20 protein-coding genes are annotated in these 16,367 nt (G+C 68.4%); 14 read left to right on the top strand and 6 right to left on the bottom strand.

All coding sequences use genetic code 11. The features are described 5' to 3' along the window. Nucleotides 1–11 precede the first annotated feature (11 nt). On the top strand, nt 12–329 hold the full coding sequence (locus JK358_RS31025; RefSeq protein WP_307817822.1) for a DUF222 domain-containing protein: 318 nt from the start codon (nt 12–14) through the stop codon (nt 327–329). A 141-nt stretch (nt 330–470) separates the two neighbouring features. Further along, nucleotides 471–1,397 (top strand): DUF808 domain-containing protein, encoded by a 927-nt coding sequence (locus JK358_RS31030; protein ID WP_201954715.1) that lies wholly within the window; start codon nt 471–473, stop codon nt 1,395–1,397. Between the two features lie 259 nt (nt 1,398–1,656). Here the strand turns inward: JK358_RS31030 and JK358_RS31035 are convergent, their stop codons facing one another. The 3 genes from JK358_RS31035 to JK358_RS31045 form a co-directional block, all read right to left on the bottom strand. Next, complete coding sequence (locus JK358_RS31035) at nt 1,657–2,061, bottom strand: PPOX class F420-dependent oxidoreductase (protein ID WP_201954716.1); 405 nt, start codon at nt 2,059–2,061, stop codon at nt 1,657–1,659. 30 nt (nt 2,062–2,091) lie between these two features. Further along, on the bottom strand, nt 2,092–2,568 hold the full coding sequence (locus tag JK358_RS31040; protein ID WP_201954717.1) for a DUF1772 domain-containing protein: 477 nt from the start codon (nt 2,566–2,568) through the stop codon (nt 2,092–2,094). Nucleotides 2,569–2,743: 175 nt separating this feature from the next. Then, the gene (locus tag JK358_RS31045) at nt 2,744–2,944 is read right to left on the bottom strand and encodes a DUF4236 domain-containing protein (RefSeq protein WP_201954718.1); all 201 of its coding nucleotides are present in this window, start codon (nt 2,942–2,944) and stop codon (nt 2,744–2,746) included. Between the two features lie 320 nt (nt 2,945–3,264). Here JK358_RS31045 and JK358_RS31050 point away from each other — a divergent pair, with 320 nt between their 5' ends. After that, nucleotides 3,265–3,948, top strand: coding sequence for a hypothetical protein (locus JK358_RS31050; RefSeq protein WP_201954719.1), 684 nt, complete (start codon nt 3,265–3,267; stop codon nt 3,946–3,948). 11 nt (nt 3,949–3,959) lie between these two features. Next, a complete protein-coding gene (locus JK358_RS31055; RefSeq protein WP_201954720.1) occupies nt 3,960–4,538 on the top strand; it encodes an NAD-dependent epimerase/dehydratase family protein in 579 nt (192 codons plus the stop codon). On the opposite strand, the gene JK358_RS31060 is transcribed toward JK358_RS31055, so the two are convergent. Continuing rightward, nucleotides 4,525–6,249: an N-acyl-D-amino-acid deacylase family protein gene (locus JK358_RS31060; RefSeq protein WP_201954721.1), complete on the bottom strand. Its 1,725-nt coding sequence runs from the start codon at nt 6,247–6,249 to the stop codon at nt 4,525–4,527. The two genes, JK358_RS31055 and JK358_RS31060, sit on opposite strands and share 14 nt — an antisense overlap. 148 nt (nt 6,250–6,397) lie before the next feature. On the opposite strand from JK358_RS31060, the gene JK358_RS31065 reads away from it, so the two are divergent. Next, nucleotides 6,398–7,048 (top strand): hemerythrin domain-containing protein, encoded by a 651-nt coding sequence (locus tag JK358_RS31065; RefSeq protein WP_201954722.1) that lies wholly within the window; start codon nt 6,398–6,400, stop codon nt 7,046–7,048. A gap of 12 nt (nt 7,049–7,060) precedes the next feature. Here JK358_RS31065 and JK358_RS31070 read toward each other — a convergent pair whose 3' ends face one another. Together JK358_RS31070 and JK358_RS31075 are read right to left on the bottom strand one after the other, a co-directional pair. Further along, nucleotides 7,061–7,345 (bottom strand): YciI family protein, encoded by a 285-nt coding sequence (locus JK358_RS31070; RefSeq protein ID WP_201954723.1) that lies wholly within the window; start codon nt 7,343–7,345, stop codon nt 7,061–7,063. Nucleotides 7,346–7,380: 35 nt separating this feature from the next. Beyond that, nucleotides 7,381–7,923 carry an amino-acid N-acetyltransferase gene (locus tag JK358_RS31075; RefSeq protein ID WP_201954724.1) on the bottom strand — a complete coding sequence of 181 codons (543 nt, stop codon included), beginning with the start codon at nt 7,921–7,923 and terminating at the stop codon, nt 7,381–7,383. 75 nt (nt 7,924–7,998) lie between these two features. Here JK358_RS31075 and pgsA point away from each other — a divergent pair, with 75 nt between their 5' ends. The 9 genes from pgsA to JK358_RS31120 all read left to right on the top strand — a co-directional run bounded on the left by pgsA (nt 7,999) and on the right by JK358_RS31120 (nt 16,365). Further along, nucleotides 7,999–8,724, top strand: a complete 726-nt coding sequence (gene pgsA / locus JK358_RS31080) for a CDP-diacylglycerol--glycerol-3-phosphate 3-phosphatidyltransferase (RefSeq protein WP_201954725.1) — start codon at nt 7,999–8,001, stop codon at nt 8,722–8,724. Further along, nucleotides 8,714–9,253 carry a CinA family protein gene (locus JK358_RS31085; protein ID WP_372440762.1) on the top strand — a complete coding sequence of 180 codons (540 nt, stop codon included), beginning with the start codon at nt 8,714–8,716 and terminating at the stop codon, nt 9,251–9,253. Before pgsA ends, JK358_RS31085 begins: the two co-directional genes overlap by 11 nt. Before the next feature lie 81 nt (nt 9,254–9,334). Then, a complete protein-coding gene (locus tag JK358_RS31090; RefSeq protein ID WP_201954727.1) occupies nt 9,335–9,817 on the top strand; it encodes a helix-turn-helix domain-containing protein in 483 nt (160 codons plus the stop codon). Nucleotides 9,818–10,001: 184 nt separating this feature from the next. Further along, nucleotides 10,002–10,820: a PspA/IM30 family protein gene (locus tag JK358_RS31095; RefSeq protein ID WP_201954728.1), complete on the top strand. Its 819-nt coding sequence runs from the start codon at nt 10,002–10,004 to the stop codon at nt 10,818–10,820. A 1,260-nt stretch (nt 10,821–12,080) separates the two neighbouring features. Further along, nucleotides 12,081–12,899, top strand: coding sequence for a phage shock envelope stress response protein PspM (pspM, locus tag JK358_RS31100; protein WP_307817823.1), 819 nt, complete (start codon nt 12,081–12,083; stop codon nt 12,897–12,899). A 49-nt stretch (nt 12,900–12,948) separates the two neighbouring features. Further along, nucleotides 12,949–13,893, top strand: a complete 945-nt coding sequence (locus JK358_RS31105; protein WP_201954729.1) for an NADP-dependent oxidoreductase — start codon at nt 12,949–12,951, stop codon at nt 13,891–13,893. A gap of 159 nt (nt 13,894–14,052) precedes the next feature. Continuing rightward, nucleotides 14,053–14,229: a hypothetical protein gene (locus tag JK358_RS31110; RefSeq protein ID WP_201954730.1), complete on the top strand. Its 177-nt coding sequence runs from the start codon at nt 14,053–14,055 to the stop codon at nt 14,227–14,229. Between the two features lie 195 nt (nt 14,230–14,424). After that, nucleotides 14,425–15,582, top strand: a complete 1,158-nt coding sequence (locus tag JK358_RS31115) for a sugar ABC transporter substrate-binding protein (protein WP_201954731.1) — start codon at nt 14,425–14,427, stop codon at nt 15,580–15,582. 9 nt (nt 15,583–15,591) lie between these two features. Continuing rightward, on the top strand, nt 15,592–16,365 hold the full coding sequence (locus JK358_RS31120) for an ATP-binding cassette domain-containing protein (protein ID WP_201954732.1): 774 nt from the start codon (nt 15,592–15,594) through the stop codon (nt 16,363–16,365). The last annotated feature ends 2 nt before the right edge of the window (nt 16,366–16,367 follow it).

The following is a 16,367-nucleotide window of genomic DNA, read 5'->3' on the forward strand; positions in this document are numbered from 1 at the left end:
GGCTGCTGCGTGTGAACACACATTCGACCGCGCTGGCGCCGAATGCTCCAGCACCGGGATGGCCCGACCTGGCCGATGTCGACCTGCTGCGCACCCTCGTCGAAACCGAACGCCGCCGCAAACGGCTGGACGCCGCCATGCGCGCGGCCGTCGCCGAAGCCGAGCGCCGTGGTCTCGCCGCGGACACCGGCTATCGAGACACCGCGGACCTATTGACCGACCTATTGCGGATCAGCGTCCACGAAGCCCGCCGTCGAATCGAATACGCGGCCCCGCAGGCTCGTTCGCGATCTCGAAAGGTGTGGCGGGCGCTGGCCGCCGCGAGCTGACGCCGGACCGACTATCGGGCCGAGCCCGCCGCGGCCCGAGGTCGCACCGCGATCGCGACCGGGCCGAAACGGCCCGCCGCCTCGATGTGATCGAAGGCCGGCATTCGTGCTCACCGTCGCCTGCCCGGTAATCTGCCAACCATGAGCGCAGGCCTGTTCGGACTCCTCGATGACGTGGCCGCGCTGGCCCGGCTCGCGGCAGCCTCCATCGACGACATCGGCGCGGCCACCGGCCGCGCCACCGCCAAGGCTGCCGGTGTGGTCATCGACGACACCGCCGTGACCCCGCAGTACGTGCACGGCATCACCGCCGACCGCGAACTTCCGATGATCAAGAAGATCGCCATCGGCTCGCTGCGCAACAAGCTGATCTTCATCCTCCCGGCCGCCCTGATCCTCAGCCAGTTCGCGCCGTGGCTGCTCACGCCCATCCTGATGATCGGCGCCACCTACCTGTGTTTCGAAGGCGCCGAAAAGGTACTCGGCCGGTTCCTGCACCATGACAGCCACGGCCCCGAATCCGGCGCCGCCGCCGACGAGAAGTCGATGACCGCGGGCGCCATCCGCACCGATTTCATCCTGTCCGCCGAGATCATGGTGATCGCCCTCAACGAGGTTGCCCACCAGTCCTTCTTCCCCCGGCTGATCATCCTCATCATCGTCGCCCTGGTCATTACCGCCGCGGTCTACGGCGTCGTCGGGCTCATCGTGAAGATGGACGACGTCGGCCTGGCGTTGGCCCAGCGCTCCTCCCGCTTCGCGCAGGTCCTCGGCCGCGGTCTCGTCACCGGCATGCCCAAACTGCTGTCGGCCCTGTCGATCATCGGTACGGTCGCCATGCTCTGGGTCGGCGGCCACATCCTGCTCACCGGCACCGACACCCTCGGCTGGCACTCCCCGTACGAACTGGTGCACCACGCCGAAGAAGCCGTCCGCGACGCCGTCCAAGGCATCGGCGGTCTGCTCGCCTGGCTGACCAACACCGCCGCATCCGCGGTCATCGGATTCGTCGTCGGCACCCTCGTCGTGCTGATCGTCCAGGCGCTGCCCTTCAAGAAGAAGCACTGATACCTCACCAGCCGGTCTCCGGCCGCGCGTGCCTGATCACGAACGCAGGCCCACCACAGCGCAATGCCGCCGGACAGGGGGTTCCGGCGACATCGGCGAGCGCGGTGCTCATCCGTCGACCTACCGCCGGGACCACCGGGTCGCAGCGACAGGCACCAGATGCGACCGACGCCGACGGTAGACCCGCGTTCGACTACGCGGGTGGACGATCGGGGTCGGGCACATGACCGCTTCGTGAAATACGTAGTTGCGGGCGGAGCTACGCGTCGTGGGTGCGGCGACTGGTGAAGTCGAAGGGGCCGCCGTCGATGCCCCAGGAGATGACGCGGTCGGGGTGGATGCGGATGATCGTGCGTTCCTGGTGCGGGAACGGTGGTTCCTCGTCGTCGAGCACCTCGGCGGCGCCGCGCACTTCCACGCCGCGAATTACGTACGGCTCCAGGGAAACCTGCTGGTCGATGACGAAGGACACCCGGCTGCCTCCCGCGACGTTGCGGAATTTCCGGCTGGTGCGCATTCGCATGCCCCCGATATCGATGGTGCCGTCGGCGTTCACCCGATAGTTGGTCGGATTGTTCTGGATGACGCCGTCGGGTGAGACGGTGGCCAGGCGGCCGATTCCGGCCTCGGCGAGGAACTGCTGTTCGTTGGCGGTGAAGGTCATGTCGGGTACTCCCTCGTCGGTGTTGCGGAATCAGAACAGGATCAGGGCGGCGCACAGGCCGGCGACGGCGATGAACTGCAGGGCGATGCGGTACTTCAGGATGCTGTCCCACCTGTCCTGCAGCGCACGGGCATTCGCGGGGATGATGCCGGTCCGGGCGGCGGTGGTCTGCTGGGTGTTGATCGGCTTGGCGACGCGGACGTAGAAGGCGAGCCAGGTCGCCAGCGCCGCCACCGCGACCCCCGCGGCGACGGCCGCGCCGAACTGCCCGGCCCACAGTGCGATCACCAGCGTGAGGACGGCGGCGACCACACCGCCCGCGCCGAAGATGGGCATGCGCCGATCGCCGTAGTAGTGCCCCCACCCCGCGCTGATCGTGACGGTCGCGTCATCGAGTTTGCGGTAGACCGACCGCATGATCACGGCACCGCACACATCGGTGCCGTAGATGACGGCATTGGCGAGAACAGCGGAGGCGGCAACGATCTGGCCGGTGACAACGAGCATTTCCAGCTTCCCTCTTCTTGTAATCTAGCAGCGCTAGAAGCTGGAGCAACGATAACATTGGCTCGATAGATTGTCTAGCGGCGCTAGATTTTGATCGCGGCCGCAGGCCCCGCCACGTCTCGATGCCGGAACATCGGACGTGACAGGGGAATTCGACGTGGTGAACCCGTGGCGGTCAGCGCCTGCGGCGGCGAGTGCGGGTGCGACGCCAGCCGAAGGGGCCGGGGAGATCCATGGAGGTGGTTTGCCGGCCGGTGGTGCTGGTGGTGTGCCGGGGGCCGCCGCGCCCGCCGGTGGTGATCGACAGGGAACCGCGATTGATGTTGAGGCGCACACCGGGGAAGATCGTGAAACTCTTGCGGAAGGTGAAAGGCATTCGAGCCTCCTTTCTGTGGAGGCGAATACCCACGAAATGCCTGGTAAATCTGTGGATTTCGGTGTAACCGACAGGTTGCCCGGCCGTGGCATCCGCGGCGGTGTGGCGAATCATCCTGGTGGATAACGCATTCGGAGTAAGATCGGCGGGCAGCGTGGCCATCGCAGGTTCGGGTCCGCTCCCGAGAGGCTCGACGGTGGTTCGCCGGATCGAGGGATGTGCCTGTGTCCGACCTGCGCGCCTACGCGGCATTGACTGCGGTACCCGCCCTTCTCGCATTCGGATCCGGCACTGCCGCAGCGGATTCCAGCGTCTTGCGGGTGGGTTCCGAAACTGTCCGGCTGCCGGAGGGATTCGACCCTCGGCTCCGGGAACAGGCCCAGGATTACGTGGACGGTGTGCAGCGGCAGATCGACACCGCATTCGACGGAATCGGCCTGCCCGGTGGCGAATCCGATCGCCGCACCGCCGCGACGGTGGCCGGGGGAGTCATCGGCGCCGCCATCGGCAAGGTCGTCGTCTTTCCGCTGGAGATCGTGGGATGCGGGGTCGGTGCGACGGTCGGCGCGATCGCGGGCGGCATCATCGGCGGTCTCCCGACGGTGGGGGCGGGCGCCCCGGTCGGTGCGGTGGTCGGCGGCGTGGCCGGTTGCCTGCTCGGCGGGCTGGCAGTGGCCATCCCCGTCGATGTGATCGGGCTGGTCGGCGGAGCCGTCATCGGCGGCGCTGTCGGCGGTGCGCTGGGTTCCGGCGGCGACTCGACTCCGGCGGACGCATCCCTCGCCGGGGCGAACATCCCAGCGCCCCAGGCTGATCCGCCGGCCATCGAGCCCATCGCCGCGGCCGCCGACGCTCTCGCGGCGGTCAGCCCGGACGCCGGTGCGGCGGTCACCTCTCTGCGCTCCGCGATCGACGCGATGCCTCCCTTGGCTCCCAACGCCCTCGGCCCGCTCACGCAGCCCGCCAACGACCTGCTCGCAGCGGTGCAGGCGGCATCCCGTTAGCCTCGGTAAGTATGCGGATATTTGTGGCGGGCGCCAGTGGCGTGCTCGGAGTTCGGTTGGTGCCGTTGCTTGTTGCGGCGGGCCATGAGGTGGCCGGGATGACTCGCTCGCCGGGGAAGGCGGGGGCGATTGCCGCCGCGGGAGCGGAGCCTGTGGTGTGCGACGCGTTCGATGCGGTGGGGCTCGCCGCGGCCGTTGCCGCATACGGGCCGGATCTGGTGATGCATCAGCTCACCGATCTTCCCGATGATCCGGATCGGCTGCCGGAAGGGCGGGTGGCGAATGCTCGTATCCGGCGGGAGGGCACGACGAATCTGCTGGCGGCGGCTCGTGCCGCCGGTGCCGCACGGTTCGTTGCCCAGAGTGTCGCGTGGGAGATGAGCGGAGAGAGCCTGGCCGCCAAGGAATTTCTGGAGGAGGCCGTACTGGCGGCGAACGGGGTGGTGCTCCGGTACGGCCAGTTCTACGGTCCCGGAACGTATCACCCCACCCCGCCCGCGCCGCCCTACATCGGGGTGGAGGAAGCGGCGGCGCGGACGCTCGATGCCCTCGATCTGGCTTCGGGCATTTATGAGGTCACGACGCGGTGAGGAACGTTCCCGCGTGCAGGGTGCTGCCGAAGCCGGGCGCGAATTCGCCGTACTCGTAGACGATATGGCCGCCGACCATGGTGGCGGCCACCGCCGCGTCGTTGCGATTGACCATGCGGTGCACGCCGGTGCCGGGGAATCGGGATTCGGCGTATCGTCCACTGCTGCCGTCGAATCCGGCCGGGTCGATGACGGCGAGGTCGGCGCGCTTGCCCACGGCGAGGCGACCGGCGTCGAGACCGTACCAGTCGGCCAGTTCGGCGGTGACCCGGTGCACGGCCTGTTCCAGGGGCATGAAGCCGCGGGCATGGACGCGTTCGAGCAGCCGGAGGTTGGCGTTGTAGAAGGCCATATTGCGCAGGTGCGCACCGGAATCCGCGAAACCGATCTGCACCATGGGGGAGGTCTGCAGCCAGTCCAGGACATCGTCGCGATCATTGGCGATGGTGGTGCGCCAGCGGAGTTTGTCGCCGTGTTCGACGGTCAGATCGAGGAGGGCGTCGGGGGCGGTGATGCCGCGCTCGGCGGCGATATCGGCGAAGGACTTGCCGACGACGGCGGCGTCGGGACAGCCCACGATCTCGGCGTCGGCGAGATCGCGGTGCCAGACGCGCGGGCCGAAGCGCTTGGACAGATCCTTGCGGAAACTACGGCGGTACTGCTCATCCGCCAGCAGCTCATTGCGGGCGAGCACCTCGCGAATATTCAAAGCCGCTGAGCCCGAACCGAATTCCTCGAAGATCACCAGATCGATGCCGTCGGCGTAGACCTCGAACGGGACCGGCAGATGCTGCCATCGCAGGTTCGCCCCGCCGAGCCGATTGGCCGCCCACGCCGCACCCACGGCCGCCCGCGCCACCGTGCGGTCGGCCTTGATATCGGCTGCCGAGAGCAGTGAGGTCTTCAACGGCCTGCGGCGGAACAGCCGCCCGGCGCTCTGTGCGAAGTACCGCACCATCTCGACCCGGGAGGTGAGGTTCGGTGTGCTCTGATGCACCCGATTCCGGGTGCGCAGAACAGTATTCAACCGCCGATACTCGGCCCACGTGGCATACGTCGACGGCAGCTGCCGGGTCGGGAAACGCTTACCCTCCAGCTTGGAGAAGGAACTCCGAATGGTGGAGAGCCCCACGAATCCGGCGTCCAGCGCCTGCTCGAGCATGGCCGCCATCCGATCCAGCTCGGACGCGCTCGGCCGCACATCGGCGTGCACGGCCCGGCCCAAACCCATGACGGCGACCCGGATGTCGGAGTGCCCGATGAACGCCGCGACATTGATACCGAGCGGCTTGGACCGGATGGCCTCGGCGTAGGAGCGCGGATCGGTCCAGGTCCGGTGCTCCTTCACCGCGTCGTTCACCACGTCCCACGGCAGCGCCTCGACCCGGGCGAACATATCGGCGCAATCCTCGGCTTCGGCGAAAACCGTTGACAGTGAACAGTTTCCGAACACAACCGCGGTGACGCCGTGTCGTGCCGACTCTCCTAGTCCAGGGCTGGTCAGCACCTCGGCGTCGTAGTGGGTGTGCACGTCGATCATTCCCGGGATCACCCAGGTGCCGGTGGCGTCGATGGTGCGCCGCCCGTCCGGCAGGTTCGGTTCGATCGCGACGATCGTGCCGTCGCGCACCCCCACGTCGCTGGACACGGGCGCGGCGCCCGTGCCGTCGTATACCGATCCACCCCGAACGACGACATCGAAACCGGCCATCACATGCTCCCATACATATGTGTATCGAAATCCAGAGTATCCGCTTGCCAGCCCCCGCGGAACCGGTGACGATTATTCGAATGCGATCCAGCGCGGATTCCCGGCTGGGAGCATGTCGACGGACACCACCATTGGGAGGAGTGGGGACGTGGGGACAACTGTGCAGGCACCGGCCATCGGGCAGATGGCGGTCATACACCGGGGATTTCGTAAAGGACTGGCAGCCGCGCCCGGACTGGTGCGCGGGCTGCGGGCCGGTGATCACGGGCGGATCGGGATCGTCACCGACCACGTGCGGGATCTGATGGACACCTTGCACATTCACCACAGCGGGGAGGACGAATTGCTGTGGCCGCTACTACGGGAGCGAGCGCCGGAGGATGCGGCCCGCATCCAGCTCATGGCCGATCAGCACGGGCAGGTCGATGAGCTGGTGCGGCAGGTGACCACACTGTTGCCGCTGGTCACCGCCGATCTCGGCGTCTATCGCGAGGATCTGGCCGGGCGGCTCGAGGAACTCGCCAAGGTGCTGGACGAGCACATGACCGTGGAGGAGACCGAACTGCTGCCGATCGTCGCGCGGCACATCACCGCCGCGGAGTGGAACCGGCTGGGGGAGCACGGGCTCGCCAAGACGGCCAAGAGCAAGCGGTTGCTGACCCTCAGCCGAATTCTGGACAACGCCACCCCCGAGGAACGGCGGCTGTTCCTGAAGGATGTGCCCGCGCCGATCCGCATCCTGTGGAAGCTGGTGGGGAAGCGGCAGTTGGCGCGGGCCGACGCGAAGCTCTACGGCTGAGCTGTCCGGGAACTATTCGGCGAAAGCGCCCATGGTGGGCAGCCACTCGACGATGCGCACGGCCTCGAGCAGGTTCTGCTGCGCGAACGGGTCCTCGGTGAACAGCTTCTCGACGCTGTCCAGGCTGTCCAGGCGCACCAGGATGAGCGCGCCCGAACCATCGGCGTTCGGGCCGCTGGTCAGGACGACACCCTCGTCCACCAGGTTGTTCAGCCACGCCCGATGCGCCGGGCGATGCTCGTTGCGGGACTCGACGGTGGTGTCGGAGTAGGTGTAGTGCACGGCGAAAACAGCCACGGATCACGCTTTCTGTTCGGGAATCGGTGAATGGGTCAGAGCGTCAACAGCATTCGGGTGTTGCCGAGGGTATTCGGCTTCACGTAGCTGAGATCGAGGAATTCGGCGACACCGGTGTCGTAGGACCGGCACATCTCGGCGTACACCTCGGCGGTGACGGGCGTGCCCTCGATCTCCACGAAGCCGTGCCGACTGAAGAAATCCACCTCGAAGGTCAGCACGAACAGCCGCTTCAACTCCAGCTCGCGAGCCACCGTGATCAGCTGGTTGACCAGCAGCGCGCCTGCGCCCGTGCCCTTGATATCGGGATGCACGGCCACCGTGCGCACCTCACCGAGGTCGGCCCACAGCACGTGCAGCGCGCCGCAGCCGAGCAGTTGCCCGTCGCGCTCGGCGACCCAGAACTCCTGAACGGATTCGTACAGCGTGACCAGGTTCTTCTCCAGCAGAATCCGGCCGGCGTAGATGTCGATGAGGTGTTTGATGGCGGGCACGTCAGAGGTTCGGGCGCGGCGAACGATCGGCTCGGCCGCCGTCCCGCCGTCGACCGAACCACTGTGGGGCACCCGTGTTGTCATGGGGTGCACAGTAGTCGGCCCCGGTACCGATAGGCTTGTCGGTGTGTCGCACATCCAGTCCCCTCGCATACCGGAATGGTCCGGGAACCATGGCCGGTTCGACGGCTGGCGGGGGTGCTGGTGACCGTGCAGCGTGACGAGGTGGAAGGGCGCTGGGCCGAGGCCGCTCCGGCGCGATCCGGGTTCGCCGCCGCGGGCCCTCCGGAGCCGGCGGGATTGGTGGAACCGGCGGCCGTGCCGCTGATGAACATCGCCAATGTGCTGACCGTGCTGCGGATCGTCATCGTGCCGATATTCCTCATGGCGTTGTTCGCCGGCGGCGGGCACGACACCGAGTGGCGGTGGGCCGCGGCCGCGCTGTTCGGCGTCGCCGCCATCACCGACCGCATCGACGGGCAACTGGCCCGCAAGTACGGGCTGGTCACCGATTTCGGCAAGCTCGCCGATCCCATCGCGGACAAGGCGCTGATCGGCGCCGCCCTGGTCGGACTGTCCATGCTGGGCGATCTGCCCTGGTGGATGACCATCGTGATCGTGGCCCGCGAACTCGGGGTGACCCTGCTGCGGCTGGCGGTCGTGCGGCGCGGAGTGATCCCGGCCGGGCGCGGCGGCAAACTCAAGACACTGGTGCAGTCGGTGGCCATCGGCGTGCTGCTGCTGCCGCTGTCGGGCGGATTCGCTTCGGCGGGAATGGCTTTGATGTATGTGGCCGTGGTGCTGACGGTGGTCACCGGTCTCGACTATGTGGCCCAGGCGGCCCGGCTCTGGTTCGGTTCGCCCGGCGGCCGCCGTGCCGCCTGAGCCCGGCACACCCGAGACCTCCGGCGCGGTGCTCGCGCCGAACGATCCGCTGACGGCCGCCGTGCCCGCCGCCGAACTGGTGGCCGCGCTCAAATCCGCCGGGCAGACCGTGGCCACCGCGGAATCGCTCACCGCGGGTCTGCTGGCCGCCGCCATCGCGGGAATTCCGGGTGCCAGCGCGGTGTTGCGGGGTGGACTGATCGTCTACGCCACCGACCTCAAGCACTCCCTCGCCGATGTGAGTGCGGACACTCTGACCAGCGACGGACCGGTGGCGGCAAGCACCGCCGAACAACTGGCGGTGGGTGCCCGCACACGCTGCGGCGCGGACTGGGGCGTCGGGCTCACCGGCGTCGCCGGACCCGATCCGCAGGACGGACGCGAGGTAGGAACGGTATTCCTGGGTATCGCCGGACCGGAGGGCACCGAGGTCATCCGGTTGAAACTCGCGGGAGACCGGTGGACGATCAGGGTGAGCGCGGCCCGCGCTGCTGTAACCGAACTCGTCCGCAGTGTCAGCGGTGGGTGAAAGACTCGGGAACGCGGGGCCGACGCCGGACGTTGACCAGTCAGACGCTGGGTCCGGCGAGACGAGTGTGAGGAGAACGAGATGACGCTGCTGCGAGAAGCGATCGGGGAAAGCCTGCGGCGCGCTCGGGTCGCCCAGAGCCGGACTCTGCGCGAGGTCTCGACCTCCGCGCGAGTGAGCCTGGGCTATCTGTCCGAAGTCGAGCGCGGGCGCAAGGAAGCCTCCAGCGAGCTGCTGGCCGCCATCTGCCAGGCACTGGATGTGCCGCTGTCGCAGGTGCTCTTCGATGTGAGCGCCGCCATGGCCGACGCCGATCAGGCGCGTGAGCGCGCGGTGCCCATCGCGGTACCGGTGCCGGCCCGGAACGCCAAGGCGAGCGTGGCCGGCGTCAAGGCGAATGTGTCTGCGGCCAAGGCGAATCCGGCGCTGGCCGTGGCCTCGGCGGCGGTCACCCCCAAGGGTGGCGACGGCGACGCCGTGCGAGGCACCGAGGGAGGTTTCGGCCCCCGCATCGTCATTCCGGCCCCCAAGTCGGATCGATTGGTGCTGGTGGCCGCCAAGTGAACACAGTGCGCGTGAGCCGAAAGGGATAAATTCTCTGTAGGCTTCGTGCCGGAGGCGTCGTGCAGCAGCTGTCGGAGTCCAGCTGCTGCGCGGCAGTGGATGATAGGGACAACCGGGTGCGTGACGGTCGCGCACCATGTCGTGTGAAGGCACGCGGCACGTCACATGGAGGCGGGATCAATCGATGGCTAATCCGTTCGTGAAGGCCTGGAAGTACATGATGGCCCTCTTCGACTCGAAGATCGAAGAGCATGCGGATCCGAAGGTGCAGATCCAGCAGGCCATCGAGGAAGCTCAGCGCCAGCATCAGGCTCTGTCCCAGCAGGCCGCGTCGGTCATCGGCAACCAGCGCCAGCTGGAGATGAAGCTGAACCGGCAGCTCGACGAGGTCGAGAAGCTCAATGCCAATGCGCGCCAGGCGGTCATGCTGGCCGACCAGGCCGCCGGTGCGGGCGACACCGAGAAGGCGATCCAGTACACCAACGCCGCCGAGGCTTTCGCCGCGCAGCTGGTCACCGCCGAGCAGGCGGTCGAGGATCTGAAGGTGCTGCACGACCAGTCGCTGCAGGCTGCCGCCCAGGCCAAGAAGGCCGTCGAGCAGAACGCCATGCTGCTGCAGCAGAAGGTCGCCGAGCGCACCAAGCTGCTGTCCCAGCTGGAGCAGGCCAAGATGCAGGAGCAGGTCTCGGCCTCCCTGCAGCAGATGGACTCCACCCTCTCGGCCCCCGGCACCACGCCGAGCCTGGACGCGGTGCGCGAGAAGATCGAGCGCCGCTACGCCAACGCCCTCGGTGCCGCCGAGCTCGCGGGCAATTCGGTTCAGGGCCGCATGATGGAGGTCCAGCAGGCCTCCATCCAGATGGCCGGCCACAACCGCCTCGAGCAGATCCGCGCCTCCATGCGCGGCGACGCCCTGCCCGCCGGTGGCCAGGCGCAGCAGCAGGCCGTTCCGAACCCGGCCGCCCAGCCGCAGATCAACAAGGGCCAGGCCGCCCAGCAGTAACCGGCGGTAAGCAAGGCGCTGCACGAAAGGCATTGCACGATGGGGAGATCGCGGACAGACAACCGGTCCGCGGTCTCCCCTGCCCGTTTCCTGCGCCGCACCCGCACCGAACCGGCAACCGACCCCACCGCCCTCTTCCCATCGCCCTTCCCCGCCCCGGCCGAACCGTCCCCGGACGCCTCGGCCACCGCGCCCCAATCCTTCAGCGCGGCAACGGCTCCCGCCGACCCGCAGCATGCCGCGCACCCGGAAGCTCCCGGCGCGACCGCGTATTCCGGCTGGACCGGCACCAATTCCGCCCCGGCGCAGCGGTTCTCACCGACGCCCAGCTCCCAGCCGCAGTCCCCACCCGCTCCCGGTGCTCAGCCGCCGTTCGCGCCCGAATCTGTCGGTGGGGTCGGCTACGGTAGCCGCGTGAACGCACCTGGCGATCCGATATCCGCAGCACCCCACGGATCTCGCGCTGTCCCCGGTGCGTCGGCCGCGCGGCCCAACACTGAGCTGCCCACCGGCCGTGTCAGTTCCACAACAATTCCGCTGACACCCGTCGGAGGTCGGCAGGCGTCTGTAGACCCTTCGCCCGATCCGTCCCCGGCTGATCTCGGTGCCCACAACGCAGCTGCCCCCTTCGACACCGTCCCATCGAAGCCGACCAAGCGGCTGTGGCGGCGCAAGCCCGCGACCACGGGTGAGGCTGCCGGTAGGGAGGGCTCGGCGGCGGCCTGTTCGGACGAGTCGCACACGGAACCCCCTGTCGCGGTCGAGCCGCGTGGCGAATCGGACTGGCGCGGTGGTGCCGAAGGCTATGCGGCGGGTGGTCGGACGGCGTACGGACACGCCACCTCGGCGAACGATGGCGCGAGATTCGATCAGCCGAGCGCATATTCGCCATCCGCTCGGTACCCACAGGTCGGTTATCCGCCCGGGTATTTCGACGACAAGGTCGATCCGGCTGTCGGCGGAGTCGGGCACGGAGCCGCCCCGGAGGCCCGCGCTGGTGAGGCGTTCGGAACGCCTCCGACGCCGCGAAGCAGACGTGGTGAGACCGCATCCGCCGGCAACGACCGCGAGACCGGTGCACGCAGGCGCGGTCGTGCGGAAGGCACGTATGCGGGAACCGGTGCGTGGGATCCGCTGGGCGCCTACGGGATTCCCGGCGGGTTCGATTCCGGTCGGGCGGATGCGGCAAATGCGGGCACGCCCCACGGCGGGCAGGACGCCGGTTCCCGGGAGACGTTGAGCGGTCGTGCCGGTCGGGCTGTGCGGGAAGCGCTCGCGCCCACCGGGGTCGAGCCCGAGGAGTTGGCGCGGCGGCTGCCGGATACGTTGCGGGGGATGGGGGAGCAGGCCCTGGTGGCGGTGCGGAAGTGGGCTGATCCGCGGGAGCGGGAGCTGCGGCGTCGGCGGCGGACCCGTCGGCGTAGTCTGCGGCTCGGCACCGCGGGCGGCGTGACGACCGTGGGAACCGTTGGCCTGGTGCTGATTTCGGCGCCCGCCTGGGCTGTCATCGTGGTGGGTGGCGGTGCGGTCGCACTGGTCACCGGCACCGCGGTCACCGCCAAGAAGTACCTGCAGATGCGGAAGGAGCCGCTGCCGCAGGCGGCCTTCGTGCCGCGCAAGATGCCACCGATCCGCTCTGCCGCGCGCGCCTCGATTTCCCGGCTGATCAGAGCCGAGCGAGCGTTGCACGGTCTGGGCGCGCAGATCGCCCGCTCCGGTCGACTACCCGCCGACGATTTGACCGACACCCTCGAGACGGCCGCGTCCGGTTCGGCCGCGCTGCACGCACTCTCCGACGACCTGGTCGCCATGGAACGCGCCGCCGAGGCCCTGGGACCGCGGAATGCGCCGCTGACAATCCACGTCCAGGCCGTCGCGGGCCGCCTGGACGCCGGCGTGGTCGAATTCGAATCGATGGTGGCCGCCGCCGCGAAGGTGCTCGCCGTACCGGAGAGCGCCGCCATCGCCGATGATCTCGGGTGGGCCATGGTGCATCTCCGCGACGCCGCGGACCGGCTGGACGGCTGGGCGCAGGCGCTCACCGATCTGGCCGACGAACGGTACCGCGCCAACCCGTAGGGATTCGTGCGTGGGGAATCGAGTGGGGTGGCGGTAGGTTCCTCGTCTTATGGCTACTGCGATTGTTGCTACCGAGTACGGCGGTCCCGAAGTACTGGCTTCGCGTGAGGTGGAGGTTCCTGCTCCCGGGCCCGGGGAGGTCACGGTCGAGGTGCGGGCCGCCGGCGTCAACCCCTTCGATTACAAGCAGTACAGCGGGGTGTTCGGCACCGATCCCGCGGCATTGCCGTTGCGGCTCGGCGTGGAGGCCGCGGGTGTGGTGACCGCGGTGGGGGAGGGGGCCGAGGGGCCCGCCGGGCCGATTCGGGTGGGCGACGAGGTGGCGCTGCGGGGTGCGGGCACCTATGCGACGGCGCTGAATGTGGCCGCGCAGAAGGTTGTTCCCAAACCCGCGGGCATCGGCTGGGAGACCGCGGCCGGGGTGCTTGCCACCGGCAGCACCGCCGTGCACGCGCTGGCCGCCACGACTGTGCGGACCGGGGACACGGTGCTGATCCACGGTGCGGCGGGCAGTGTCGGATCGCTCGCCGCGCAGTTGGCGGTGGCACGGGGCGCCCGGGTGATCGGTACGGCGTCCCCGAGCCGGCACGAGCGGTTGCGGGCGCACGGGGTGGAACCCGTCGCCTACGGTCCCGGCCTGGCGGATCGGGTGCGGGCGCTCGCGCCGGACGGCGTGGACGCCGCCATAGACACGGCCGGAACCGATGAGGCCGTGGATGTTTCGCTCGAGCTGGTGGCCGACCGGCAGCGGATCGCCACGATCGTCGCGTTCGAACGGGCCGCGGCGGACGGATTCAAGGCGCTCGGGTCCGGACCCGGAGGCGATATGGGTGTCGAGATTCGCGGCAGGGCCTGGCGGGAACTGTTCGAACTGCTGTCGGCGGGCAAGCTGGAGGTGGCCGTCGTGGCCACGTATCCGCTGGCCGAGGCCGCCGCGGCGCATGAGTTCGTCCGGTCCGGGCATGCCGGCGGGAAGGTCGTGCTGCTGCCCTGAGGGTGGTGGCACCCGGTCGGGATTCGGTGCGGCGGTCTCGGGGACAACCCTGAGATTTCCCCCGATATTGGCGTTGACCTGGTGATTTTCCGTCGTGCAGGGTTCAGGATGGAGGAGACGGATCGCATTGACGGCGGTCCGGAGACCAGGGAGGCTGCAATGCTTTGGAAGATCATCGGCGTCGTCGCCGTCGTGTGGATCGCGCTGGCGATCATCGGAGCGCTCATCAAGGGCCTGTTCCCGATCCTGCTCATCAGCGCGGTCGTGTTCGGCCTGTACCTGCTGTACAAGGCCGTATCCGGTTCCTCGGACAAGTCGCCGCTGAGCAAGCTGTAGCAGCGGTTTCCGGCGCGGGCCGATCGGTGTCGTTGGGGACGCCGGTCGGCCCGTTGGCATTTCGGTCTGACCGGTTTGTGTGATTCCGGTCTCGGGCCACCGCCTTCTCGCATATGTTGTTGCCCACAACATATGGATACGCGGCCATGCCGGTCCCCCCGTACGGCCTGGCCGTGGTTCGGGAAGGTCACCGTGATGAGGACGAAAAGCCTGCTCCCGCAGCGAAATTCCGGCCGTCGGCGACGGCTGGGATATACCGCCGCAGCAGCGGCGATGGTCGGCGTGCTGACGCTGACGGCGTGCGGATCCAATTCCAGCAGTGATGATTCGGGTGGTTCGCCGTCCGGCGGCGGCGCGAACGGCACGGTCGGTGTGATCCTGCCGGAGACCGCCACCTCCGCCCGCTGGGAAACCTTCGACAAACCCATGCTCCAGGAAGCCCTGCGCGCCGAGGGTTTCGCCGCGGACGTGCAGAACGCCCAGGGTGACGTGCAGAAGTTCAGCACCCACGCCGACGGCATGATCGCCAAGGGCGTGAAGGTGCTCATCATCGCCTCGATCAACAGCGAGGTGGGTGGCGCCGTCGCCGCCAAGGCCAAGCGCGCGGGCATCCCCACCATCGACTACGACCGCCTCAATCTCGGCGGATCCTCCGACTACTACGTGTCTTTCGACAATGTGAAGGTCGGCGAACTCCAGGGCCAGAGCCTGGCCGACGCACTGAAGGCCAAGCAGGGCGCGGAGGTCATCGAGATCGAGGGCGCGCCCACCGACAACAACGCCACCCTCTTCTACGAGGGCCAGCAGAAGGTGCTCAAGCCGCTCTACGACTCCGGCGCGCTGAAACTGGTCCGCAGCCAGCCCATCGACGGCTGGGACAACCAGAAGGGCGGCACCACCTTCGAGCAGATCCTCACCGGCAATCAGGGCCGCGTCGACGGCGTGGTGGCCGCCAACGACGGTCTCGCGGGCGCGGTGATCACGGTGCTGAAGAAGAACGGCCTCAATGGCAAGGTGCCGGTCACCGGCCAGGACGCCACCGCCGACGGCCTCAAGGCGGTGCTGCGCGGCGACCAGTACATGACCGTGTTCAAGCCCATCCGTGACGAGGCGCAGGCCGCCGCGAAACTCGCTGTGGCACTGGCCAAGGGCGACACCGCCGCCGCGGATGCCCTCGCGCAGGGCGTGAGTCAGGACCCCAAGGGCAAGCGCGACGTGAAATCCATACTGCTGCAGCCGCAGACGATCATCCGCGCGGATGTGAAGAAGGTGACCGAGACCGGTTATGTGAAGGCCGCCGACATCTGCTCGGGCGACACCGCGTCCGCCTGCACCGAACTCGGCATCGGCTGAGGGTCTGACATGAGTGAGCCGCTACTCCAGATCACCGGCTTGAACAAGAGTTTCGGCGCGGTGCACGTCCTGCACGACGTGGAACTCACCGTCCCCGCCGGTCAGGTCACCGCCCTCGTCGGCGACAACGGCGCGGGCAAGACCACCCTGGTGAAGTGCGTGGCCGGAATCCACGCCGCCGACTCCGGTGAGGTCCGCTTCCGTGGCGAGCCCGTGCACCTGCGCGGGCCCAAAGACGCCGCGGCGCTGGGTATCGAGGTCGTCTACCAGGATCTCGCCCTCGCTGACAATCTCGACATCGTGGCCAATATGTTCCTCGGCCGCGAACGCGGGAAACCGTGGCTGCTGGACGAGGCGAGTATGGAGGAGGCGGCTCGCCGCACGCTGGCATCGCTGGGGGTGCGCACGGTGAAATCCGTGCGCACGCCGGTGTCCTCGCTGTCCGGTGGGCAGCGGCAGACGGTGGCGATCGCGAAAGCCGTGCTCTGGAACAGCAATCTGGTGCTGCTGGACGAGCCCACGGCGGCGCTGGGCGTGGCGCAGACCCGGCAGGTGCTGGATCTGGTGCGGCGCTTGGCCGAACAGGGCCTGGGCGTGGTGCTGATCAGCCACAACCTGGCCGACGTCTTCGAGGTCGCGGACCGGATCGCGGTGCTGTACCTGGGGCGGACCGCCGCCCAGGTGCGCACCGCCGAGGTCACGCACGGGCAGGTGGTGGAGCTGATCACCGCGGGCCGCTCCGGCGATCTCGGCTTGGCGCGACCGGAGGCGGCGGCGCTGTGAGC

The sequence above is a fragment of the Nocardia acididurans genome (assembly GCF_016741815.1).
Taxonomy (GTDB): Bacteria; Actinomycetota; Actinomycetes; order Mycobacteriales; family Mycobacteriaceae; genus Nocardia; species Nocardia acididurans.

Excerpts from the sequence above, each read along its gene's own strand:
- JK358_RS31095 (WP_201954728.1), top strand. The coding sequence starts at position 10,002 with ATGGCTAATCCGTTCGTGAAGGCCTGGAAGTACATGATGGCCCTCTTC.
- pgsA (WP_201954725.1), top strand. The coding sequence starts at position 7,999 with ATGGTCCGGGAACCATGGCCGGTTCGACGGCTGGCGGGGGTGCTGGTG.
- JK358_RS31060 (WP_201954721.1), bottom strand. The coding sequence starts at position 6,249 with ATGGCCGGTTTCGATGTCGTCGTTCGGGGTGGATCGGTATACGACGGC.
- JK358_RS31075 (WP_201954724.1), bottom strand. The coding sequence starts at position 7,923 with ATGACAACACGGGTGCCCCACAGTGGTTCGGTCGACGGCGGGACGGCG.
- JK358_RS31120 (WP_201954732.1), top strand. The coding sequence starts at position 15,592 with ATGAGTGAGCCGCTACTCCAGATCACCGGCTTGAACAAGAGTTTCGGC.
- JK358_RS31055 (WP_201954720.1), top strand. The coding sequence starts at position 3,960 with ATGCGGATATTTGTGGCGGGCGCCAGTGGCGTGCTCGGAGTTCGGTTG.
- JK358_RS31035 (WP_201954716.1), bottom strand. The coding sequence starts at position 2,061 with ATGACCTTCACCGCCAACGAACAGCAGTTCCTCGCCGAGGCCGGAATC.
- JK358_RS31115 (WP_201954731.1), top strand. The coding sequence starts at position 14,425 with ATGAGGACGAAAAGCCTGCTCCCGCAGCGAAATTCCGGCCGTCGGCGA.
- JK358_RS31110 (WP_201954730.1), top strand. The coding sequence starts at position 14,053 with ATGCTTTGGAAGATCATCGGCGTCGTCGCCGTCGTGTGGATCGCGCTG.
- JK358_RS31090 (WP_201954727.1), top strand. The coding sequence starts at position 9,335 with ATGACGCTGCTGCGAGAAGCGATCGGGGAAAGCCTGCGGCGCGCTCGG.
- JK358_RS31105 (WP_201954729.1), top strand. The coding sequence starts at position 12,949 with ATGGCTACTGCGATTGTTGCTACCGAGTACGGCGGTCCCGAAGTACTG.
- JK358_RS31040 (WP_201954717.1), bottom strand. The coding sequence starts at position 2,568 with ATGCTCGTTGTCACCGGCCAGATCGTTGCCGCCTCCGCTGTTCTCGCC.
- JK358_RS31030 (WP_201954715.1), top strand. The coding sequence starts at position 471 with ATGAGCGCAGGCCTGTTCGGACTCCTCGATGACGTGGCCGCGCTGGCC.
- JK358_RS31045 (WP_201954718.1), bottom strand. The coding sequence starts at position 2,944 with ATGCCTTTCACCTTCCGCAAGAGTTTCACGATCTTCCCCGGTGTGCGC.